Origin of the sequence: Salinispora fenicalii, from assembly GCF_000514815.1 — a bacterium.
In the GTDB taxonomy this organism is placed as follows: domain Bacteria; phylum Actinomycetota; class Actinomycetes; order Mycobacteriales; family Micromonosporaceae; genus Micromonospora; species Micromonospora fenicalii.
In genome coordinates this window covers 1-22,318 of record NZ_AZWQ01000008.1, presented here as the reverse complement: position 1 = coordinate 22,318, position 22,318 = coordinate 1, and the positions used below count along the sequence as shown (strand labels likewise).

The 22,318-nt window shown below is 67.0% G+C and carries 17 protein-coding genes and 1 pseudogene; 9 read left to right on the top strand and 9 right to left on the bottom strand.

Annotation, left to right across the window (positions count from 1 at the left end; translation table 11 throughout):
• Positions 1–109 precede the first annotated feature (109 nt).
• From B116_RS0100080 to B116_RS0100060, 7 genes and pseudogenes are all read right to left on the bottom strand, one after another.
• A complete protein-coding gene (locus B116_RS0100080) occupies positions 110–1,240 on the bottom strand; it encodes a phage major capsid protein (RefSeq protein ID WP_027658832.1) in 1,131 nt (376 codons plus the stop codon).
• Positions 1,241–1,373: 133 nt separating this feature from the next.
• Positions 1,374–1,565, bottom strand: coding sequence for a hypothetical protein (locus B116_RS24550; RefSeq protein WP_033667198.1), 192 nt, complete (start codon positions 1,563–1,565; stop codon positions 1,374–1,376).
• Positions 1,566–3,034: 1,469 nt separating this feature from the next.
• Positions 3,035–3,421, bottom strand: coding sequence for a hypothetical protein (locus B116_RS0100075; protein WP_027658831.1), 387 nt, complete (start codon positions 3,419–3,421; stop codon positions 3,035–3,037).
• Positions 3,422–3,691: 270 nt separating this feature from the next.
• The gene (locus tag B116_RS26025; RefSeq protein ID WP_082312610.1) at positions 3,692–5,338 is read right to left on the bottom strand and encodes a recombinase family protein; all 1,647 of its coding nucleotides are present in this window, start codon (positions 5,336–5,338) and stop codon (positions 3,692–3,694) included.
• Positions 5,339–5,377: 39 nt separating this feature from the next.
• Positions 5,378–6,022 (bottom strand): annotated as a pseudogene (locus B116_RS24540) (DNA-processing protein DprA); the annotation flags it as partial.
• Between the two features lie 35 nt (positions 6,023–6,057).
• Complete coding sequence (locus tag B116_RS0100065) at positions 6,058–7,578, bottom strand: YifB family Mg chelatase-like AAA ATPase (RefSeq protein WP_027658830.1); 1,521 nt, start codon at positions 7,576–7,578, stop codon at positions 6,058–6,060.
• A 15-nt stretch (positions 7,579–7,593) separates the two neighbouring features.
• Complete coding sequence (locus B116_RS0100060) at positions 7,594–7,950, bottom strand: YraN family protein (RefSeq protein ID WP_018722116.1); 357 nt, start codon at positions 7,948–7,950, stop codon at positions 7,594–7,596.
• Positions 7,951–8,246: 296 nt separating this feature from the next.
• Between B116_RS0100060 and B116_RS0100055 the strand changes: the two genes are divergently transcribed.
• The 8 genes from B116_RS0100055 to B116_RS0100020 all read left to right on the top strand — a co-directional run bounded on the left by B116_RS0100055 (position 8,247) and on the right by B116_RS0100020 (position 16,968).
• Positions 8,247–9,179, top strand: a complete 933-nt coding sequence (locus B116_RS0100055; RefSeq protein ID WP_027658829.1) for a hypothetical protein — start codon at positions 8,247–8,249, stop codon at positions 9,177–9,179.
• A 454-nt stretch (positions 9,180–9,633) separates the two neighbouring features.
• On the top strand, positions 9,634–10,500 hold the full coding sequence (rpsB, locus tag B116_RS0100050) for a 30S ribosomal protein S2 (RefSeq protein ID WP_018722114.1): 867 nt from the start codon (positions 9,634–9,636) through the stop codon (positions 10,498–10,500).
• A gap of 89 nt (positions 10,501–10,589) precedes the next feature.
• Positions 10,590–11,417 carry a translation elongation factor Ts gene (gene tsf, locus B116_RS0100045; RefSeq protein ID WP_027658828.1) on the top strand — a complete coding sequence of 276 codons (828 nt, stop codon included), beginning with the start codon at positions 10,590–10,592 and terminating at the stop codon, positions 11,415–11,417.
• A 152-nt stretch (positions 11,418–11,569) separates the two neighbouring features.
• Positions 11,570–12,337, top strand: coding sequence for a UMP kinase (gene pyrH, locus B116_RS0100040; RefSeq protein ID WP_033661872.1), 768 nt, complete (start codon positions 11,570–11,572; stop codon positions 12,335–12,337).
• A 68-nt stretch (positions 12,338–12,405) separates the two neighbouring features.
• Positions 12,406–12,963, top strand: coding sequence for a ribosome recycling factor (frr, locus tag B116_RS0100035; protein WP_018722111.1), 558 nt, complete (start codon positions 12,406–12,408; stop codon positions 12,961–12,963).
• 301 nt (positions 12,964–13,264) lie between these two features.
• Positions 13,265–14,503, top strand: coding sequence for a phosphatidate cytidylyltransferase (locus B116_RS0100030; protein WP_027658827.1), 1,239 nt, complete (start codon positions 13,265–13,267; stop codon positions 14,501–14,503).
• 128 nt (positions 14,504–14,631) lie between these two features.
• A complete protein-coding gene (rlmN, locus tag B116_RS0100025; protein ID WP_018722109.1) occupies positions 14,632–15,750 on the top strand; it encodes a 23S rRNA (adenine(2503)-C(2))-methyltransferase RlmN in 1,119 nt (372 codons plus the stop codon).
• 51 nt (positions 15,751–15,801) lie between these two features.
• The gene (locus tag B116_RS0100020; RefSeq protein WP_027658826.1) at positions 15,802–16,968 is read left to right on the top strand and encodes a DivIVA domain-containing protein; all 1,167 of its coding nucleotides are present in this window, start codon (positions 15,802–15,804) and stop codon (positions 16,966–16,968) included.
• Positions 16,969–17,036: 68 nt separating this feature from the next.
• Here B116_RS0100020 and B116_RS0100015 read toward each other — a convergent pair whose 3' ends face one another.
• Positions 17,037–17,303, bottom strand: a complete 267-nt coding sequence (locus tag B116_RS0100015; protein WP_026321701.1) for a DUF2631 domain-containing protein — start codon at positions 17,301–17,303, stop codon at positions 17,037–17,039.
• 193 nt (positions 17,304–17,496) lie between these two features.
• Between B116_RS0100015 and B116_RS0100010 the strand changes: the two genes are divergently transcribed.
• The gene (locus tag B116_RS0100010) at positions 17,497–19,086 is read left to right on the top strand and encodes a Rieske 2Fe-2S domain-containing protein (protein ID WP_027658825.1); all 1,590 of its coding nucleotides are present in this window, start codon (positions 17,497–17,499) and stop codon (positions 19,084–19,086) included.
• 155 nt (positions 19,087–19,241) lie between these two features.
• Here the strand turns inward: B116_RS0100010 and B116_RS0100005 are convergent, their stop codons facing one another.
• The gene (locus B116_RS0100005) at positions 19,242–20,867 is read right to left on the bottom strand and encodes a phytoene desaturase family protein (protein WP_027658824.1); all 1,626 of its coding nucleotides are present in this window, start codon (positions 20,865–20,867) and stop codon (positions 19,242–19,244) included.
• Between the last annotated feature and the right edge of the window lie 1,451 nt (positions 20,868–22,318).

Below are 22,318 nucleotides of genomic sequence, written 5' to 3'. Positions count from 1 at the left end.
TGCCGGTGCCGCACGACGTTCCCTGATCCGATCCCACAAACCCAACAGGCCACCTCCAAAGACGAAAAACGCCCGCCCCCGCTTGGGGGCGGGCAGAAAGGTTTGGGGGCTACTTGACGCCGGTCACCCGGACGACAGCCGCCGGGTTCGGCACCAGCAGATCAGCGCGCATCTTCGCCGTCACCAGCGTTTCGTCAGTCGCACCGTAGACGTACGGGTTGACATCGAAAACGGTGTCCTCCCGAATGACCGCGTACACCTCGGAGGGCACATACACGTAGATGCTGTTACACACGTTCCCCGACGTGCCCTCAGCCTCGGTAAGAGACAGGTTCCCGGACAGGTACACGGCACGACCGAACAGGCGACGAGACACACCCCCCGACGCGCTGCCGGCGCTGTCCTGAATAAGCGACTTGTTGGAACCGGTCGCCTCCTTCAGCTTCAAAATCTGCCGCCACGTCCGAGGCGGCAAAACGATGACAGCGGATTCCTCGTCGGCGTTCGCCTCCGCGAGCAAGCCCAGGGCGTCAGCGACAACATCCAGGTTCCCCAACGCGGCACCGTTAGTACCCGCCGAAAGCGTCTGGATACCAGCAACATGCTTCAGTCCCCGCACGTTCGGGGCGGTACCGTCACCCTCGAAACAGCTCAAGTCGTAGGCCAAACCCACAGAACGGATCAGCGACTTCGAAAGCTGCTCAAGAGCGGACGGCTTAGCGTCGCTGACAACCTCATTAGGTACCCGGGTGCCCTGCATGAACTTCCGGGGCACCGCCGTCAACGACTCCGCGTTCGGGTCGCTCAACGGCACATCAGCCGCCTCCCCCACAGCACCAGCAACCCCATCACTGGTCATGTGAGGAATCACCACGCTGTCACCGCTGGTGCGGATGACCTGTACACCACTACGGACAATGACACTAGAGGTGCCCAGGAAGTCCAGCACATACCCGGCCTGCTCGGCCGGGGTGAACGCCGCACCCATCCCGGACGCACCCGTGAGGGCCCGCACCTCAGCGGACAGCAACTCCCCAGCACGCACCTCGGCGCGGGTACCAGGAACACCAGCCGGGCTAGCGGCGATAGCGCGACGCTGCTCCGCCTCGACAGTCGCCCGCGACTCACCCGCCGCACCCTCAGCGGTCTGCCGCCCCGGTTCACCCCAACCGCCTTCCGGGCCGAGACTGTCAATGGCGCGGATTCGCGTCTCCACCGGAAGAGCCTCGTTGCGGGTCACTCTCAAAAGGTTTCCCAACTTGGCGCGCTTTTCTGCTAGCTCAAGCTCAAACTCAGGTTCAGTAGTCAAAACAGAATCTCCAATCAGAACAAACGAGAATGCCGCCCCACGCAGGGGCGGCATTCACTAAGAATCATTGTCGAATGCTGGCGCCACTGTGAGAATGGATAACCCTGGTCGCAGTCAGGCAGACTTTCGCGTACGCCATTGCCGAATCAGTCCTACCGCGATCAAGCGCCGACTGGGCAAGTTGAAAGAAGAGATCCGCCATGACCTGAACCTCAGCAGCGGTCAGCTTACGGAACGCCGAAAGCAGATCATCCATGAAATTTCCTTACTCTCATTGAAGGTAACTGAAACAATTTAAGGTTTCCCTCGAATTCCCACAAACCCGGGAGAATGTGCAGACACAAAAACGAGCCTAAGGCAGCGGGAGTGGGTGAAGTTTGTGGGAAAGTTTTTCTGCCCCTTTCCCCTGTCGGGGGTCGGGGGTTGTGGGTTTGCATTTCCTGAGCAGACTGTTTGTGGGTTTTTCTGTACGGAATGCAGACCGTAGTGCACGAACCCCCGCCCAGCTAGACTGTGTGTCAGAGCCCAGGGGCTCTTTCACCGAACGGGGTCGCACGGTTCTCGATTCTTCGCTGGGCCCCTAACCGGGCCCCCTGCCGGTTAGAGCAGGGGGCACAATGAGGACGCCACAACGACTGCTCCATGAGTAGCCTCCGGCCCTCCGGTGTGGACGTGGGGATGATGTGGTCTACATGTGTTGAGGGTGCTCCACATTCCCAGCACACCGGATGGTCGTTGAGGAACGCGCGTTTCGCGCGGGCTGCCTTCGCGGAATACCAAACTTCGGGGTGAGTGCGGTTGTGCGCCTCCGACCGTGGGGCGGTGGCGAACGGTTTCGGCTTGTGTGTTGGGCACCGGGTGGTGCCGTGGGGTGTGAGGTGTTTGCAGATGGTGCAGGTGTTGTAACTCATTGCCTTTGCGGGACAGTGGTTGGTTCTGTTGGTTGGCATTCTTTGGGGAATGCCAACAGTGGTAGTTAAAAGTTGGTTACTGTTGGGCAGCCCTCAGGGGCTGCCACTGTAGTAGTAGTTAGTTGTTACTACTAGGCAGCCCTCGGGGGCTGCCCTTGTTTGAATAGAACTGTTTGGTTATTACTGTTGGTTGGCAGCCCTTGGGGGGCTGCCGTAGTAGTAGTGGTAGTTACTGCTGTTGGGCAGCCCTTGGGGGCTGCCCTGTGACTGTTGGTTGTAGTTGCTGTCAGTGGGCAGCCCTAGGGGGCTGCCCTGTTGCTGTTAGCAGTAGTGACTGTTGGGCAGCCAAGGGGGCTGCCCACACTGGTAGGTCACTGTTGGGGTCGGTCGGGTCGGTCGCCTTCGCTCCCTCCCCTCCCTCCCGTAAAACCCCCTCACCCTTAATAACCACGCCCAAACTCATATGGTTGGGCGTGAAATCTGCTGTGACCTAGGCCACTCTTCCGCGAAGGGAAGGTGTGAATTGCTGCCTGGGCGGCCCCGAGGCTGCCCAGGGGTGGCTTGGTCTAGGTGATTACTCACTGGTCGGCAGCCCGAAGGCTGCCGACTGCCAATCAACCCCTCACCCTTAATAACCACCTACAAACCCGTATGCCCGTAGGTGGTTCAGTGTGTGACTTGCGTCACTCTACGGGTGAGGGGAAGTCAACCAGCACAGGGAACACACCTAATTTATAGTGAGAGCGGTTTGTGTTCACGCAGGTCACACCGCACATCGCTTAGCGCTCACGGCTAAGAGCTTTAGCCGCAGCGGCTAAGCAGCCTCGATCCGGGCCTTGCGAACGTTGTGGAAGCTACACGACATGGTGCCCCTCCCGGCCTTCTGGAACAGGTACGACGACAGCACCAGGCACCGAGCGCACGAATCGACGTGCAGCATCCCTAGCCGCTTCGCCTTCGCGATAGCGTCGCTGACCGTCGCAGCAGAGCTGGGCGTGACGCGCCCGGTTGCCCGGTCTGGTCGGCCGAGGAATTCCCGTAGCGCCCCGGCGCGGAACTCAGCGTGCCCAATCTGGTTAGCCTCAGCCATTGCCAGCATGAACAGCCGTACGTGCGCCGGTCCGACCTCGGGGTTACGGCTGATCCTCCGCAGCTCAGTTTGATGCACGGCCCCGTACGGGCCAGCAAACAAGAAGCTCATACAGACGTATCACCCCTTCCCAATACTGTGATTGTTGCCGTGGCAGTACGTTGTGGCTAAGCGGCAACTGCCGTACACCTTAGCAGCGGCTGCAACACCTTAACTTTGCCATTGATGCGCAGCCCCCTACAGGGCTCCTTGCCAAAGCGGGATACGGAAGGCGGATATAGCTTGCCGCCGCCGCAACGGGGCACCGCCTAACAGCGCGCTTACGGCGAAGCCCCGGCAAGGGCTGCTCGCCTTACCGGGGCATTAGTAGATCGGCGGCATTCAGACTGTTATCACCGGATCTAACGATGTCCATTGGAATGGCGGAAGCGGGGATTGTCGGCCAACCGGAGTAGCCGCTTCAGGGTCGCCCGTTACCCGAGCGGAAAGGTCTCTCGGCAAAAATATAGCAGCGGCAACATCACCACTACGGTGGAACATTATCGCCCCATCGTCGCGCTCAGGCCGATTGGATAGCCTAGCCGGAATTCCGTTGAAGTCGGCAGACGTCTTCATGGCCTCAATTCGGATTCCTGCCTCAATTAGCAACCCGCGCCTACCTTCGTCGTCCGACGACTCCCACAAATCACGGAAGGTCTTTCCGGTGTTCACCTTCCGCCGCTCCGGTTCAATGACCGGCTGGGCCTCAAGCTCAGAAACCCTCGCCTGCAAAGCTTCCATGTCCGGCGCAAGCCGAGACTTAACGCTTTCAGGTGCGCCCGCGTACGCAACTAGTAGGTCTGCAAGCTTGGCAGATTTTTCCGCTAGTTCCTCACGACGGTCGTCTCCCGCCGATTCTATGACCTTGATCACCTCTAAGCCCCCGATAACGGATAGGATCATTTCCTCGATCATGCCCTCCAAGATATCGGTGCGGATACCCGGTGCATCACAAGTTCTTTTCTGGCTGGCGCACCAGGCGCCACTACAGCCCGAGTAGCGATACTCGACACCTTTTACCGTTTTGCGGCGGAGCCATAGAGGTAGCCCGCAGCGCCCACAAAAAACGAGGCGTAGCAGCATGGATACTCCCGATTGACGGAACTTAGGAATCGATATCTGATCCAGGCGACTTTGCAGATTGTCCCACTCGACTCGCGTCACTAGGGGGTCAGACGCTTGCACGATCCGTCCCAGGTCATCCCTCACGGGCTGCCCATTGTGCATTGCCTCGCCGAGTAGAGAACGATGCCGAAGGATGGGCGTTAGGTGTACCTGCTCCCACAGCTTTCCCCCGCTGGGAGTTGGTATGCCCCGAGTATCGAAGTCGCGACCAATCGCATTCATTGACTCGCCAGCTATAACCCTTCGGACTATCTCGCGTAGCCGCTCGGCGTTCTCTGGGTGGTGCTCTAATCTCCACCCCCCGCCCTCAGCTTGACGAGGAATTAAGCCGTACGGGTATCGACCCCCACCCCAGCGCCCGTCGTCCCGCAGCGCTTGGCGAGCATCATTGACGCGTTCTCTGATGATGTCAGCTTCAAGCTCAGCGAATACGGCTACAATCTGAGCCATAGCCTTCCCGTACGAAGTGCTCAGGTCGACGGTACCATCAGTTGCGATCAGATTCTTTTCGTTCTCTTGAGCCCACTTGATGAGTAAGGCGAAATCGCCCACCGACCGCGCTATCCGGTCGATCTTCCAGAAGATGAGGCAATCGTATTCCTCTACGCGTCCACCGGCCGGGTTCTCCAGACTAAGGTTTGGCAGCCAAAGCCCAAGCTGCGGACGCTTCCATGGGGCAACCTTGACCGCAGAGATATTCAGGTCTTCCGCCCAACCCACAACTTCCATCCCCTTCGACGCGGCAACGCTTAGGATGTGTTGCCGCTGCCGTTCAGGACTCGTCGAAGGATCGTCAGGGCGGTTGCTGTGCTTGCTTAGCCGGATGACCCCAAGGGCACGGGTCCGCTTGCGCTTCTGGGACATAGATAGAACTCTAGGCGTTGAACATGTTGCCGGTCAAGACCTGTCCAGGCCGCAGGCGAGCACGGAGACGGTCAGCCCGCCGGCGGTCAGCGCCCCCCGGTGCGCGGCGGCGTCGATCCCGAACGCCCCGCCCGAGACGACCGTCCAACCCCGCTCGGCCAGTCCGTACGCCAGCTCGGTGCCCACGTGGAGGCCGTAGCCGGTCGCGGCCCGGGCGCCCACCACCGCGACCGACCGGTCCAGCGTCTCGGCCATAGGGTGCCCGCCCCGCACCCAGAAGCAGAGCGGTGGGGCGGTCTCCCGGTCGACCCGGCGGGTCGAACCCGCCAGCACGAGGCGGCGTAGGTCGGCGACGGGTAGTGGCCACTCGTCGTCAGCCGGCGTCACCAGCCGGGCGCCGAGGCGGTCGGCGCGCTCCATCGCCTCCGCGGCTACGGCCAGCGGGTCTCCGGCCGAGAGTCGGGCGGTAACGGTTTGCCGCAGTGCGTCCTCGGGAGCGCCGCCCTCCCGCAGCAGGGTCAGCGCGTCAATAGCACCGTGCTGCTCGACCAACCTGAAGACGGACCGGTTACCCGGTTCGGCGATCCAGGTCAGGGCCACCCGGGCGAGGCGGTCGGCGTCGAGCGCCGCCGCTGACCGGTGGCATATCGGGTCTCGTACCCCGGCCGGCTCCGGATTTCCCATCGGCCCGGATTCGGCGCTGGCCTCTCCCCGGTTGGTCACAGTGCCTCCCCGGTGCGCAGGCCGATCGCCTCTCGGACGTCCTCGGCGTCGGGGCGCTGCCGTCCGTCCAGGTCGGCGATCGTCCACGCCAACCGGAGGACGCGGTCGAAGCCCCGGGCCGAGAGTGATCCCCGGTCGAGCCGAGCACGTAGCTCCCGGAGGTCCGGGGTGGGCAGGCACCAGGGTGGCCGCCGCAGCACCGGCCCGGGTAGTTCGGCGTTACTCCGTGGGCCGAGGCGGGACCAGCGGTCGAGGGCCGCCGCGCGGGCCGCCGCGACCCGGGCGGCCACCACGACGGACGACTCGCCGCCGGAGCTCACCTGCATCAGCTCGGCGGCGCGTATCGGTCGCACCGTCACCTGGATGTCGACCCGGTCGAGGAGCGGGCCGGAGAGGCGGCCGAGGTAGCGGCGGCGGGCGAGCGGGGTGCAGTCGCAGGAGATGTCCCCGGCCGGTTTGGCGCAGGGGCAGGGGTTGGCGGCCAGGACGAGCTGCACCCGGGCTGGGTATTCGGCGGTGCCTCGGGAGCGGGCCAACCGGACCCGGCCGTGCTCGAGTGGCTGCCGGAGGGCGTCGAGAGCGCGTCTATCGAATTCGGGAACTTCATCTAGCAGCAGCACGCCCCGGTGGGCCAGGGATACCGCGCCGGGGCGGGCGAGGCCGGAGCCACCACCGACCAACGCCGAGACCGTGGCGGTGTGGTGCGGCGCCTGGAACGGTGGTCGTCGGATCAACTGCCCACCGGAGGGCATCAGGCCGGCGATCGAGTGCAGCGACGTCACCTCCATCGCCGCGTCGTCGGGCAGCTCGGGCAGGACCGACGGGAGCCGTTCGGCGAGCATGGTCTTGCCGGCGCCGGGCGGGCCGAGTAGGGCGAGGTGGTGGCCGCCGGCGGCGGCGATCTCCAGGGCGCGCCGGCCCAGACTCTGGCCGGCGATGTCGGCCAGGTCGAGGGTGGGGGTGGGGTCCGCCCGGGTGGCCTGGGGCGGCGGCGGCAGGGGAGTGCCGTCGGTGAGGAAGGCGGCCAGCTGGCGGAGGCTGCGGACGGGGTGGACCTGGATGCCGGGGATCATGCTCGCCTCGGTGGCGTTGTCGAGGGGAACGACCACCCGGTGGTGGCCGGCGCGGGCCGCCGCGGCGACCATGGGTAGGGCACCGCGGACGGGGCGGACGGTGCCGTCCAGGCCCAACTCGCCGAGGAGCACCACCTGATCCAGCGGGGCCAGCGGTAGCTCCCCGGCGCTGCCCAGCACCGCTACCGCGATCGCGAGGTCGAAGCTGGAGCCGTGTTTGGGCAGGGTGGCGGGGAGCAGGTTGATGGTGATCCGGCGGTTGGGCCAGGCCCGACCGGAGTTGACCACCGCGGCCCGGACGCGGTCGCGCGCTTCGTGCAGGGCGGTATCCGGTAGACCGGTGATCGCCACGGTGGGCAGGCCGGGGGCGAGGTCGGCTTCGACCTGCAGCACATGCCCGGCGACCCCGACCAGGCCGACGCAGCGGACCCGGGCGTAGCTCATCGGTGCGCTCCCATGTCAGAAGGCCCCTTTCAGGTGCTCGACGCGGGGCGGGCCACCGGTGAGGCGGATAGCGAGCACGTCGAAGCGCACCTCGTCGGCCCGGGTCCCGGTCTCGGCGAGCCAGCGGGCGGCGAGGAGACGTAGCCGGCGGGCTTTGGTGCCGGTCACGGCCGCGGTGGGGGTGCCGAAGGTGTCGGTGCGCCGGGTTTTGACCTCGCAGATGGCGAGGACTGGGCCGTCCCAGGCGATGATGTCGATCTCGCCGTGTGGGCAGCGCCAGTTGCGGGCTACCGGCCGGAGCCCCGCCGTGATCAGGTGTCGGAGGGCGCAGCGTTCCCCGTATGCGCCCACCAACTGGTTGTGTCTGCTCATGCCCGGCACGGTGCCGGGTTCGGCTCTGGGCTGCAGCCGGGCGGGACGGGCCTGTGGACGACGGGGTCGCCTGTGGACGAGCGGATGATCAAGCTCTCGCCGTGGTAACGGCGATGATGAAGCTCTCATTGCGTCAAGGGCGATGATCAAGCCCTCGTCGGGCCAGGGGGATTGCCTTCGGTGGCGATCGTGGCCTACGCCGGGAGTTGGAGCGGACCACCTTGTCGATACAGACAGTGATCGTCAGATGACCAGGGTTGGTGGGTTGGTGCAGGCCGGGGGCGGCCACCCGGCGAATGGCGTCCGCGCAGTCGGTCGCATACGGTGCCGGCGTGGACGGACGACGGAGTTTCACTGAAGATCAGGAGTCGCGTTGGTACCACGACGATCGAGAGCGGGGTTATGGGGAGCCGACGTGGCGGGGTGAGAGCCGCCACGGCGAGGGGGATCTTCGGGGCCCCGAGCAGGGTGGCGGGGACGGCCGGTACGGAGACCTCGGCGACGGGCGGGGAGGACTCGGCCGTCCCGAGGACTCCGGTGCGTTTCGGATCAGCGAGGATGACTCCGGACGTTTCAGCGTCACGGGTGCGTACGGCGACGCCCGGTCCGAGACCGACGGCTACCGGGCGAGCCGCTCGCGGCGGGCTGCCGATCCGGAGACTACCGGTGAATCCGCTGCTGACCGGCCGGGGCGGCGTTCGCGGGAGGCACGTGACCAACTCTCGGTCTCCAGCGCGGATGCGTTTGGTGGAGCCGGCCCGGTCGTGGAGCCGGGGCGGCCGGGCGCGCTGGGCGGGTACCCGATCGTGGAGCCGACCCGCCCCGACGACGAGGCGGTGAACCCGCTGGAGCTGCCGACCGGAGCGATGCCGCCGGTCGAGCCGCGCGGTGATCTGTCGCCCGCGGCGACGCCGGCTCCCCCGGCGAGCGACGGTGTCTATCGGACGCGCCGCCCGGCGTTGGCGGTGATCTTCACCGTCCTGGTGTTGGCCTTCGAGGTGCCGGCGCTGCGGGTGTTGCTGGACGGGCTGACCGGGGAACTGACAGCGGCGAACGTGCTGGCCGGGATGTTCCTCGTCAGCGGGGTGCCGATCTTCGCCGTCGGCCTGTACGGGCTGCGTGCCGGTGGGTTGTCGATGGCGGATGGTCGCGGTTGGCTGCGTCCACCGACGGCCCATCTCACCGCCGGCCTGGTGCTCTTCGTGGCGGCGGCGCTCGCGGTCGGCTGATCCGCCGGTCGGGCTGGCTGCCGGACAATCCTGGTTCCGGCGGCCAGCCCAACGTCGGCCCGCCGGGCCAGCCAATGCCGGGCCACCCAACGCCCGGCCAGCCAGCCAATGCCGGTCCGGCCGGTTCAACGTCGGCCTGGTCGGCTCGACGTTGCCAGGCCCGCCTCACGCGGGCCTGGCCGGCCAGCTAACGCCGGTCCGGCGGGGCTGGGGCCTGTGACAATCCCGGCGTTGCGACCCTTACTCCCGAAGGCGGGGTTAGCGGGTGGTGGCGTACACTGGTCGACTGGCGACCGCCTTGCGCGGTCGACCTCGCGCGCCCTCTCCGCGGCTTGCCGTGGGGCGGCGGCTCCCTGGTCCTGACCTTTGGGTCGGGCCCATCACGGCCGACGACCGGGCGCCAGGACGCCCAGCCGCCGGCCGGGCGGAACAACCAGGGATGCAAGGAGTAACCATGGCCGTCGTGACCATGCGCCAGCTGCTCGAGAGTGGTGTCCACTTCGGGCACCAGACCCGGCGCTGGAACCCGAAGATGAAGCGTTTCATCTTCACCGAGCGCAACGGTATCTACATCATCGACCTGCGCCAGACCCTCGACTACATCGAGAAGGCGTACGAGTTCGTGCGCGGGACGGTCGCCGAGGGGGGCAGCATCCTCTTCGTCGGGACCAAGAAGCAGGCGCAGGAGGCGATCGCCGAGCAGGCGACCCGGGTTGGCCAGCCGTACGTCAACCACCGCTGGCTCGGCGGCATGTTGACCAACTTCCAGACGGTGTACAAGCGGCTCCAGCGGATGAAGGAGCTGGAGGCCCTCGGTGACCTGAGCGGCACCGCGGCCGGCTACACCAAGAAGGAGACGCTGCAGCTCAACCGCGAGAAGGGGAAGCTGTCGCGTACTCTCGGGGGTCTGCGGGACATGCAGAAGCTCCCGGCCGCGATCTGGGTGGTCGACACGAAGAAGGAGCACATCGCCGTTGACGAGGCCCGCAAGCTGGGCATCCCGGTCATCGCGGTACTCGACACCAACTGTGACCCGGACGAGGTCGACTACCCGATTCCGGGTAACGACGATGCGATCCGCTCGGCGGAGCTGCTGACCAAGGTTGTGGCCGCCGCCGTCGCCGATGGCCTGATCGCCCGTTCTGGCCGCCGCCGGGGCACCGACGAGAAGCCGGAGGCGGGGGTCGCCACCGACGAGCCGCTGGCCGAGTGGGAGCGCGAGCTGCTCGAGCAGCCGAAGAAGACCGACGAGCAGCCGGCCAAGACCGACGAGCAGCCGGCCAAGACCGACGAGCAGCCGGCGGCAGCCGCCGCGGAGTGACCGCCCACCCGTCCCCGCTGTTCGGCGGGGTCCGGGTACATCGTCATCCCAGACCACCCACCCGCAGTCTCACCACTGAAGAGAGAGTCATGTCCAACTTCACCGCCGCGGATGTCAAGAAGCTCCGCGACCTCACCGGCGCCGGCATGATGGACAGCAAGAAGGCGTTGACCGAGGCCGAGGGCGACTTCGACAAGGCCGTCGAGGTTCTGCGCGTCAAGGGCGCCAAGGATGTCGGCAAGCGGGCTGGCCGGACCGCCGCCAACGGTCTGGTCGCGCACTCCGGCAAGGCCCTGCTGGAGCTCAACTGCGAGACGGACTTCGTCGCCAAGACCGACAGCTTCGTCGCGCTGGCCCAGCAGCTGGTCGAGCACGGCGAGCGCACCGGCGTGAGCAACGCCGAGGAACTGCTGGCCAGTGAGATCGATGGCAAGGGCGTCGCCGAGCTGGTCCAGGAGCAGTCCGCCAAGATCGGCGAGAAGCTGGTACTGAACCGGTTCGCGAAGCTGGACGGCACGGTCGCGGTCTACCTGCACCGCAAGGCGCAGGATCTGCCGCCGGCCGTCGGTGTGCTGGTGCAGTACACCGGCAAGACCGACGAGGCGGGTGACGCCGACGCGCGTGGTGTGGCGATGCAGATCGCCGCGATGCGCCCGAAGTACCTGACCCGGGACGAGGTGCCGGTGGAGGTCGTCGAGTCCGAGCGGCGCATCGCCGAGCAGACCGCCCGGGAGGAGAACAAGCCCGAGGCGGCGCTGCCGAAGATCACCGAGGGTCGGGTGAACTCCTTCTTCAAGGACTTCGTCCTGCTGGAGCAGGCATCGGTCACCGACAACAAGAAGTCGGTGCGGCAGGTTCTGGCCGAGGCCGGTGTCGAGGTCACCCGCTTCGTCCGGTTCGAGGTCGGCCAGGCCTGAGCCGAGCCCGAGCGCTTGCCGGCGCTCGGGACGGGAACGTGGACGAGGAGGTCGCCGGTGTACGTGTCAAGCACCGCGGCCTCCTCGTCACATAGGGTCGGTGGCGGCGATTCGCGGCACGTGGGGCGTACGCATGGTGAAGGGCGGGGAGGATGACACAGGTTGTGAGTGACCGGAGTCTGCTGGCGGAGGATCCGACGGCGCCGCCTCCTGGCCGCGCGCGTCGGGTGGTGCTGAAGCTCTCCGGCGAGGTGTTCGGTGGGGGCGCGATCGGTGTTGATCCCGATGTTGTTCAGGCCATCGCCCAACAGATCGCGACCGTGGTCCGGCGCGGCGTGCAGGTCTCGGTGGTGGTCGGTGGAGGCAACTTCTTCCGGGGCGCCGAGTTGCAGAAGCGGGGCATGGACCGGGCCCGGGCCGACTACATGGGCATGCTTGGCACGGTGATGAATTGCCTCGCCCTCCAGGATTTTCTGGAGAAGGAGGGCATCGAGACCCGGGTGCAGAGCGCCATCACGATGGCCCAGGTCGCCGAGTCCTACATTCCGCTGCGTGCCATCCGACACCTGGAGAAGGGGCGGGTGGTGATTTTCGGGGCCGGTGCTGGCATGCCGTACTTCTCCACCGACACCGTCGCCGCGCAGCGTGCCTTGGAGATCCGGGCCGATGTGGTGCTGATGAGCAAGAACGGGGTGGACGGGGTCTACACGGCGGATCCGCGGATCGACTCGACCGCCAGCAAGTTCGACTCGATCACCTTCTCCGAGGTGCTTCGTCGCAATCTGCGGGTCGCTGACGCCGCCGCGTTTAGCCTCTGCATGGAGAACGGCCTGCCGATGTTGGTCTTCGGCGCCCAGGGCGACGACACCATTACCCGGGCCGTGGGTGGCGACAAGATCGGCACCCTGATCACCACCTGAGCGGTTCGACCTCGACGGTCCTCCGACACGACCAGCCACGACGAGCAGAGAAGGAGGCGAGGAGAACGGTGATCGACGAAACCCTCCTCGAGGCCGAGGAGAAGATGGAGCGTGCCATCGAGCACGCCAAGGAGGAGTTCGGGGCCATCCGCACCGGCCGCGCCAACGCCGCCATGTTCTCCAAGATCATCATCGACTACTACGGCAGCCCGACCCCGTTGCCGCAGATGGCGTCGATCGGGGTGCCGGAGCCCCGAATGGTCATCATCAAGCCGTACGACACCTCGCAGACCAACGCCATGGAAAAGGCGATCCGCGACTCCGACCTCGGGGTAAACCCCAACAATGAGGGTAACCAGCTGCGCATTCTGCTCCCGCAGATGACCGAAGAGCGCCGCCGCGAGATGATCAAGGTGGCTCGGCACAAGGGGGAGGAGGCCAAGGTGGCGGTCCGCAACATCCGCCGCAAGGCCAAGGAGGAGCTGGACCGGTTGGTCAAGGCCGGGGAGGTCGGCGAGGATGACGGGCGCCGTGCCGAGAAGGAGCTAGACGATCTGACTCAGCGATTCGTCGGCACCGTAGACGAATTGATCAAGCACAAGGAAGCCGAGCTGCTCGAGGTCTGACCTCGCTGCCCGACTGCTGACCGGCACCGGCGACCACGCCCTTCGGGGTCGCCGGTGCCGCCCTTCTGTCGCGGCTCGTCGTCGCACCGGCCGTCCCAGTGGCTGGTTGGGGTCGGCGGAGGCGGTTGCGGATGCCGGGGTGGCGAGTGCAGTAGGCTCGGCTCGATTCTCGGGCACCCGGCGGTGACGGCGGGGATCGACTGGCCGACCCGTCGGTCAACCAGAGGAACATCATTCGGGTAGGGGACATGGTTGTGGTTGTGCGTCTGGTCGTCGGTTACGTCTCCCCTCCCGGTGCGTGATGTCCCCCGTTGACCCACACGGCAGTGCCGAACCGTACGGTTGGGAACGGCCGGCCTCCGCCGTACCGTGGCCCGATCGGGAGCTCGAGCCGGAGGTGCGGGGCAGCGGGTTCGGCCGGCATGGCTGGTCGCCAGCGGAGCCGACGGGTGGAACCGGCCGGCTCCCGAGTAGCGACCACCGTGCCTCCGCCGACGACCGCGCCTCCGCCGACCACCGGGACTATCCGACGGCGCAACAGGCTCCGGTCCGGGACGCCCCGGTCGGCTCCGAACATCCCACGGCCCAACTCCAGCCGGTTCGGGACAACGACGACCTCCAGCCGGTTCGGGACAACGACGATCCGGCCGCGCAGCCGCCACCGCGGGGGCGGCGTCGGCCGGGACGGCGTCGTGCCACCGGCGCTGCTGCCCGGCAGCGGTCGTCCGGCAAGGCCGGCCGTAACCTGCCGGCGGCTATCGGAGTGGGGGTTGCCCTCGGCGCCCTCATTCTTGTGCCCCTCTTCCTCTACCCATTCGCCTTCGTGGTGGTCGTTGCAGGGGCGCTGGCGGTCGGCTGTTGGGAGATGACCCGAGCGGTCGGTCGCGCGGGGGTCCACCCGCCGCTGGTCCCGCTGGCCGCGGGGAGCGTGTTGGTGGCCGGGCTGGCCTGGTTCGCCGGGCCCGATGCGTTGACCCTCGGGTTGGTCGTCACGGTGCTCGGCGCCCTGGTGTGGCGACTGGGTGACGGGCTGGCCGGGTTCCGCCGGGATGCCCTCGCGACCACCCTGATCGCTGTCTACGTGCCGTTTCTCGGTGGGTTTGCCGCGCTAATGGTCGCGGCGGAGGACGGGGCGCTGCGGGTGTTGGTGACAATGGTCGCGGTGGTGCTCTCCGACACCGGTGGGTACGCGGCCGGAGCCAACTTCGGTCGGCATCCGATGGCCCCGACGATCAGCCCGAAGAAGTCCTGGGAGGGGCTGGCAGGTTCGCTCGGCGCGGCGGCCCTCGGCGGCGCCCTGCTGATCTGGCTGCTCTTCGATGTGGCGCCCTGGTGGGGAGCGCTCTTCGGGGTGGCTGTCTCCACCGCGGCCGTGCTGGGTGATCTGGCCGAGTCCATGATCAAACGAGATCTCGGGGTGAAGGACATGAGTAACCTGTTGCCGGGGCATGGCGGCCTAATGGATCGGCTCGACTCGGTTCTCTTCGCCCTCCCGACGGCGTACCTGCTGCTTGCGCTCTTCGTCCCGGTGACGGGCTGAGCCGTGGGTCACCCGCTGTTCACCGTCGGGCACGCCCCGCTTCCACCAGCGTTGCCGGCCGCTCCGGGGCGAGGCTGGCGGATCCACAGCGGTGCGTTCCGGTTCCGGCGTGACAGACTGGATAGGTCATGACAAGTCTGCCCTTGACCCCGGTCAATCCCGATGCCCCCGCCCGCCGCGCGGCGATGCCTCCGCGGCACCTCGCCGACTTCGATCTCGCCGGCCGCCAGGCTCTAGTTGCGGAGCTGGGTGAGCCGCGGTTCCGGGCTCGGCAGGTGTCGACCCACTACTTCGGTCGCCTGGTCCGTGACCCGGAGCAGATGACTGACCTGCCGTCGGCGACTCGGGAGAAGCTGGCCGACCAGCTGCTGCCCACCCTGTTGACGCCGGTACGGGAGCTGGCGTGTGACGACGGTGCCACCCATAAGGCGCTCTGGCGGCTGCACGACGGCTCGCTGGTCGAGAGCGTGCTGATGGGCTATCCGGACCGGGTGACAGTCTGTCTCTCCAGCCAGGCGGGGTGCGGGATGGCCTGCCCCTTCTGTGCGACCGGCCAGGCGGGCCTGACCCGCAACCTCTCCACCGCCGAGATCGTCGACCAGGCGGTCTACCTAGCCGGCGTGGCCGCCTCGGGCGCTGTCGCCGGGTCCCCGCCGCGGCTGTCTCGCGTGGTGTTCATGGGGATGGGGGAGCCACTGGCCAACTACAACCGGGTGGTGGCGGCGATTCGCCGGCTGGTGGCGCCCGCGCCGGAAGGGCTGGGGCTGTCTCAGCGGCACATCACCGTTTCCACGGTGGGTCTGGTCCCTGCCATCCGTCGACTGGCCAGCGAAGACCTCTCCGTGACCCTTGCGTTGTCGCTGCACGCGCCCGATGATGAGCTGCGCGACGAACTTGTGCCCGTCAACCAGCGCTGGAAGGTGTCCGAGGTGCTGGAGGCGGCCTGGGAGTACGTGGCCCGCACGGGACGTCGCGTGTCGATCGAATACGCAATGATCAAGGACGTGAACGACCAGCCGTGGCGAGCCGACCTGCTTGGGCGGCTGCTATCCGACCGGTTGGCCCATGTGAACCTGATCCCGCTCAACCCCACTCCGGGTAGCCGCTGGGATGCGAGCCCGAAGCCGGTTGAGCGGGAGTTCGTCCGGCGGTTGCGCGCCGCCGGGGTCTCCACGACAGTGCGGGACACCCGGGGGCGTGAGATTGACGGAGCGTGTGGCCAGCTCGCCGCGGCCGAGGGGCAATGAGAGCGTGGGGGCCGGGGAGACCCGGTGGAGCGAACGAGACCAGGAGACATAGTGGCGAGTCAGGGTCAGCGTTTCCGGCGTAAGTCGCTGCGCCGGGGATACAAGGTTGACGAGGTGGATGTCTTCCTCGACCGGGTCGAGGCCACGCTGGATGGGCAACCGGTGGGCGCGCCCGTGTCCGCGCAGGAGGTTCACGACGTCGTCTTCCGGGTCCGATTCAACGGCTATGACGAGTGGCAGGTCGATCTGCACCTCGACCGGGTCGAGCGGCAGCTCGCCGACTTGGAGGAGCAGGGCGGCCTCTCAGCTCCGGTCGCCGAGCCCCACCCGCCCGAGCGGATGGTTCCGCCGGATCGGATGGTTCCGCCGGATCGGATGGTTCCGCCGGACCGGATGGTTCCGCCGGACCGGATGGTTCCGCCCGACCAGTTCGGCCCGCCGGATCGGATGGGCCCACCGAGACACGACGAGCGCGGCGTCGCGCCGGAGCAACAGCCGATGCCACCCCGGTTCATGCCGGCGCAGCCCGGTGGCCCGTACGGCCGGCGCGACGAAACGACCGGCTCCTTCCCCGGCGGCGGCTACGATGCCCCTCACGGCGGCTACGAACCACCGCGCGGTCCGGCCGCCCCGCACGGTCCCGGTGGCCCGCCACGCGGCCCGGCTACCGGCGGCTACGGCCCCGACGAGCCGCGGTTTGACGGGTTCGAGGCAGGTCGGCACGGGCGTGCCGACATGACGACCGAGATGCGAATGCCGGAGCGAGGGCGAGAGATGGGCGGTTCGCCTGCGCCGCAGCCCGGCTTCGGCGGCCCGCCGGCCGTCCCCAGCCCACCCGCACCCACTGGGCCGCCTCCGCCGCCGCCCGGCCTGGGCAGCCCACCGGCGGTCCCCGGGCCGTCGATGGTGGCGCCACCCGGGGCAGCTGGTCCGCCGATGGGGGGTCCGCCCATGGCTGGCCCGCCGGGCAGCGACCTCTACCGGGTTGACCAGATTCGCCGCAGTTTCCAGGTCCGTCGCTTCGGCAGCGGGTACGACCCGGACCAGGTTGACCGCTTCTTCGACAGCCTGCTCGGTGGGATGCAGGGGCGGAATCCGATGCCAGTGAACCCGCACGACCTGGGCACGCTCCGCTTCGGCCTGGTGCAGGGCGGCTACTTCGAGGCGGAAGTTGACGCCGCCCTGAAGGATGTGCAGGACGTTCTGCTCGGTCGTTGACTCAGAAACGCCGTGGCCCGCTCCCTAATTCTGGGAGCGGGCCACGGTGGTGTGGCTGACTGCGCGGGCTACTGGCGAAGCCCGTTGCGCCGGAGCACAATGTCGCCGACGACGATGGCCAGCAGCAGGACGGCGAGGCCGATCAGCCAGATGTCCTCGACCCTGCCCTCGTGGTTACCGCAGATCATTGCCAGCAGCGACAGCGCGACGACCACCGCGCCGATCCGTCCGGACTTGCGGTGCCCGGGCTTGTGTTGGTCCGGAGACGTAACCGGCTCGCTTCCTGCCACTGTCGGTCCTTCCCTCGCGATTTGATCTGCGGTCAAGTCTGGCACGCCTCGTAGCGGCCCCGGCGCTGGGTCCGACCATCTCCCGGGCCGGAGTCGTTGGGACGCCGGGAGCCCGTGCCGGCCGACACGAAGGGTGTTGTCGCTAATGGGCGGTAATACCAGCATCGTGACGTGATAGCAAGAGTTGCTCCGGTAGGTTCCGACGTGAACTTGTTATGTCTGTTCAGGGAGAACTGCGGTGCGAGTGACCGGTACCGGGCACGCCAGCATGCGGATTGACACTCCCGCGGGGAGCATCCTCTGCGACCCGTGGGTCAACCCGGCGTACTTCGCCTCGTGGTTTCCGTTCCCCGACAACTCCCAACTCGACTGGGCGACGCTGGGCGACGTTGACTACCTCTACGTCTCACACCTGCACCGGGACCACTTTGACGCGGCGCACCTCAAGCGGTACGTGTCGAAGCGGGCTACCGTACTGCTGCCCGCCTTTCCGACCTCGGAGATGGAGGACGAGCTTCAGGAACTGGGCTTCACCCAGTTCCTGAAGGCGCCGAACGAGGAGGTCGTCGACCTGGGCGGCGGCCTCAAGGTCATGATCCAGGCGCTGACCAGCCCGACCGACGGACCGATCGGCGACTCGTCGCTCTGGGTGGAGCACGACGGGGTCCGGTTGCTCAACCAGAACGACGCCCGCCCCACCGACCTGAGCCTCTTTACCGAACTGGGCCACGTGCACGCGCACCTGCTCCAGTTCTCCGGGGCGATCTGGTATCCCATGGTCTACGAGCTGCCGAACACCGCCAAGACCGCGTTCGGCAAGCAGAAGCGGGACCGGCAGTTCGACCGGACCTGGCGCTACATCGACGACCTGAAGGCCGACCACGTCTTCCCGATCGCCGGCCCGCCGTGCTTCCTCGACGACGCGCTGTGGCAGTTCAACGACATCCACGGCGACGAGGGCAACATCTTCCCCGACCAGTCGGTGTTCCTGGACGAGTACGCCAAGGTCGGCGGCACCAACGGGGTGGTGCTGCTGCCGGGCAGCGTCGCCGAGGTCACCGCCGACGGCTGCGAGACCACCCAACCGGTGCCGGTGGCGGAGTTCTTCGCCGACAAGCTCGCCCAACTCGAAGAGATGCGCGAGCGCAAGCGGCCGATCATCGCGGCCGAGAAGGCGTCCTGGCGGCACCCGGAGGTGGACGTCCTGAGGGAGATGCAGCGCCGCATCGAGCCGTTGCTCAACGAGTCGATCTATCTGGCGAAGGGGGTCGGTGGCCCGGTCCGCTTCGACCTGGTCGAGGTTGACGATACGGGTGCGGAGACCATCGAGTCCATCGTGGTGGACTTCCCCGGCAAGCAGGTCCGCCCGTACGCCGACGAGAAGGTGCGCTACCGGTTCCGCACCGAGCGGGCGCTGATCGAGCACCTGCTGCACATCGGCGAGGTCGACTGGGTCAACTCGCTCTTCCTGTCCTGTCGGTTCACTGCGGCGCGGATCGGCCAGTACAACGAGTTCGTCTACGCTTTCTTCAAGTGCCTCTCCCAGGAGCGGTTGCAGTACGCCGAGGGCTGGTACGACGAGCACGAACGGGCGGTCGACGCGGAGGACATCACCCTCGGCGACTGGGTGGTGCAGCGGCGTTGCCCGCACCTCAAGGCGGACCTGAGCCGGTTCGGCGTCGTGGCGGACGACCAGCTCACCTGCCAGCTGCACGGCTGGCGCTTCGACCTGGCCAGCGGGCGGTGCCTGACCAGCGTCGGGCACAAGATCCGTGCCCAGCGGGTCGATGAGCAGTCCCCCGCCCCGGTCGTCGAGACGACGACCTGATCCCCGTTCGGTCCGGCGCCGCGCCGTGGATCAGCGCCCGCATCGATGGCAGATCGTCCCGGCCGCGGCACAGCGACTACCGCGACCTGGCCGCGCGGCGGCAGGTCACGCGAAGCACTGTCAACGCACACCGCCGCTGTTTGACTTGGCGCTGCTCACCGCCCGAGGTCGGTGAGGATCCGTTGGGCGGCGTTGTGGCCGGACGCACCGATGACGCTGCCCGCCGGATGACAGCCGGCGCTGCCCGCGTACACGCCGTCGATCCCGGTGGCGTACGGCATCCGGTCAGTGAACGACACCGTGTTGTCCACGTGGTGGATGTGCCCACCGGTGATGCCGAAGTGCGCCTCGATGCCGGGTGGGGCCAGCGGTACGGCGTCGGCGATCAGGGCCTCGGTGCCCGGGGCGTACCGCTCGCAGATCGCCACCAGCCGCGCCACGTACCCGGGTAGCGCCTCTTCCCAGGTGCGGCCCGCCAACGCGTACGGCACCGACTGCACGAAGAGCGCCGACGAGTGGTGCCCGGCGGCGTCGGAGAGTGTCGGGTCGACGGTGGTGTGCAGGTACCACTCGATCGTCGGCTCCTGGGGCAGCCGCCCGGCCCGCACGTCGGCCCACATCGCGCGCAGCCCCGCCAGCGGCGTGTCCCGGGCACCGTCGGGGGCGGAGCCGGGCAGCAGGTGGATGGTGGACCCGAACGGGCTGGGGGCGCCTTCCGGTAGGCAGGAGAAGCGCGGCAACCCGGTCAGCGCCAGGTTGAGCTTCAGCGTGGTGCCGGGGCGGCGGACCGCCGTCATCCGGTCGGTCAGCGCCGCCGGGAGCGCGCCGTCGGGGAGCAGCCCCATCAGCTGGTACGGGTCGCAGGCCCCCAGCACCACGGACGCGGCAACGCTCTGCCCGTCGGCGAGCCGGACACCGGAGGCCGTACCCCCGTGGAGGGTGATCGCGCTGACCGGCGTACCGGTGTGGATGGTCGCGCCGGCGGCGCGCGCGGCGTCGGCGAAGGTCCGGGAGACGGTGCCCATGCCCCCTTTGGCGATCATCCAGGTGCCGTCGGAGCCGGGAAGTCTGCACATGTTGTGAACCAGGAAGTTGTGCCCGGTGCCGGGATCGTCCGGGCCGGCGTTGACCCCGGAGAGGCCGTCGGTCACCGCGTACATGCTGACCAGCAGCTCGGAGTGGAAGTCGAAGCGGGCCAGGTAGTCGACGACCGAGCCGCGTACCAGGCCGACGAAGATCTGGCGTAGCGCCGGCCGGACGTACCGTTCGGCGGTCTCCTCGACCGGCAGCGGCTCGGCCAGCCAGGCCGGCGCCAGGTCCGCGCGCAGTGCGGCCAGCTCGGCCTGGAGCGCGGCGTCGGCGGCGACATCGGCGGGGGAGAAGAACTCGGCGAACTGCCGCCGGGTCGCGTTCGGGTCACCGCCGAAGAGCAGGTACGGCGAGCCGGGCCCGCCCGGGGTGGGCAGGAAGTAGTGCGGGTCCCGTCGCAGCACCGGGATGCGGACGTCGAGCCGGGCAAGCAGCTCTGGGGGCATCAGCCCGAGCAGGTACGACCCGGTGGAGTGGCGCAGTTCCGGCACCCGGGGAAACGGTGTCTCGGTGCGGGCCGCGCCGCCGACCACGTCGGCCGCCTCCAGCACCAGCACGTCCAGCCCGGCTCGGGCCAGCAGGATCGCCGACACCAGCCCGTTGTGCCCGGCACCGACGACGGCGACATCCACCCGTCGCGGGAGCTTGGTCTGCGGTTGGGCCCGTAACGTCGAGGTCGCCTGCCGATCCATGCAGCGAAGATAACTGTCGATTTGGCCTTGGGCCACCCTGATCACTGTGCGCGGTTAGGAGGGGCGACTGTTGGCATGAGTAGTACACGCTGCCTGCCGTCGGGGCCCTCCCGGCCGACGAGGTGCCGACCGGATACACCAAGGGCGGGCTGCCTCCGCCAGTGCCAGGAAGGGAGTGGTAGGGCATCGAAACTACTCGCCGTACGGGCAGGGCCCGCGTCAACCCTCGGCGCGTACAGCCGTACCGGGTGTGGAGCACGCCTCCTATGGCAGTGCCAGCGGTACCCCACCGGTCAGCAGGTACACCGCCAGCAGACCCGATGCGGTCGGGTGGGGACTGCGTAGAGTTGAGGTCTCATGTATCGAAGAGTTGGCCTGAGAAGTTCGAGTGACGGTTATATTCTCACGCTTACCCCTATTCAGTTTGAGCTGGTCAGGAGGGTTCTTGTCGATTTATACGGCGGCAGTCACTCTTCTAAAGTAGTTGCCGCTGTGGCCGGAGAGGCCTCGTTGGGGCTCCTCGAACTGAGGGGTTGGGAAGTGGACTTTCGGTCGCGAGAAAGCATTGATGTGCCGCTAAGCTACCCCGACCTTCGAGCGCTATGTGGATCTCTGACGCTTGCCTTTTTGAATCACTCGTCGGAAGAGGCGTTTCATAATAGATATGGCTTCTACAGTGAGAACGTACAGGCTGTTGGGTGGGAGATCTTTGGGGCGCTTCAAGCATTGGGTGATTCGGCCGAATAAAATCCAGGCCCAAAGGGTGAACGCTTGAACTGACCTCCTGGGTCAATTCTTGATGCTCTTCATCCGGATCCTCCAGGATCAGCTTGCTGTTGGTCGCCTGCTGGGTAGTTGTTAAGCCTTGGTTTGCCACTCCGGAGCGTACTGACTTTGCTACTTCGTGTCTAGAAGTGCTTGGCGGTACGCCCCGGTTGCCGTCAGCGTTGCCGTCGGGGGTCTGTAATGAATCGAAATATAGGAAGTGTAATCCAATGTGCTGGATAGTCGTTCTGGCAGCCGGGTGAGTTGGTTGTTCGGTGCCAGGTCGCGCTTGCGCAGCATGGCCTCGATCGCCGGGCGCACTGACTGGCTCAACATCGGTGAGCGATTGTCGCGGCCTCCCGCGTGGTGGCTTGATCGGCTGCCGGGCCGCTTCTTGATTTAGTGAAGCAGTTTTGGACCAGATCTACTTCGTGAGTCGCCTTCTGCTGGTTGTTTCTGGACAGGCTTCGGTCGTCTTGGCTGCTTTGGGTGGTGCGGTGGCGGGTGGGGCGCTGTCAGGTGTCTGCCCGGTGTCGGTGTCTGCGGGGCCGCGNAGTGGGCTCCGGGGTCAAGGGGTGCCTGTGGGGCGGTCGCAGGCGGCGCGTAGCGCCCTTGGGGCCGGAGGGGTGACCCCTCGTATGGGCGTGCCGCCCATAGGTCGTCGTTTGCGGCTGGACCGGCTGTCT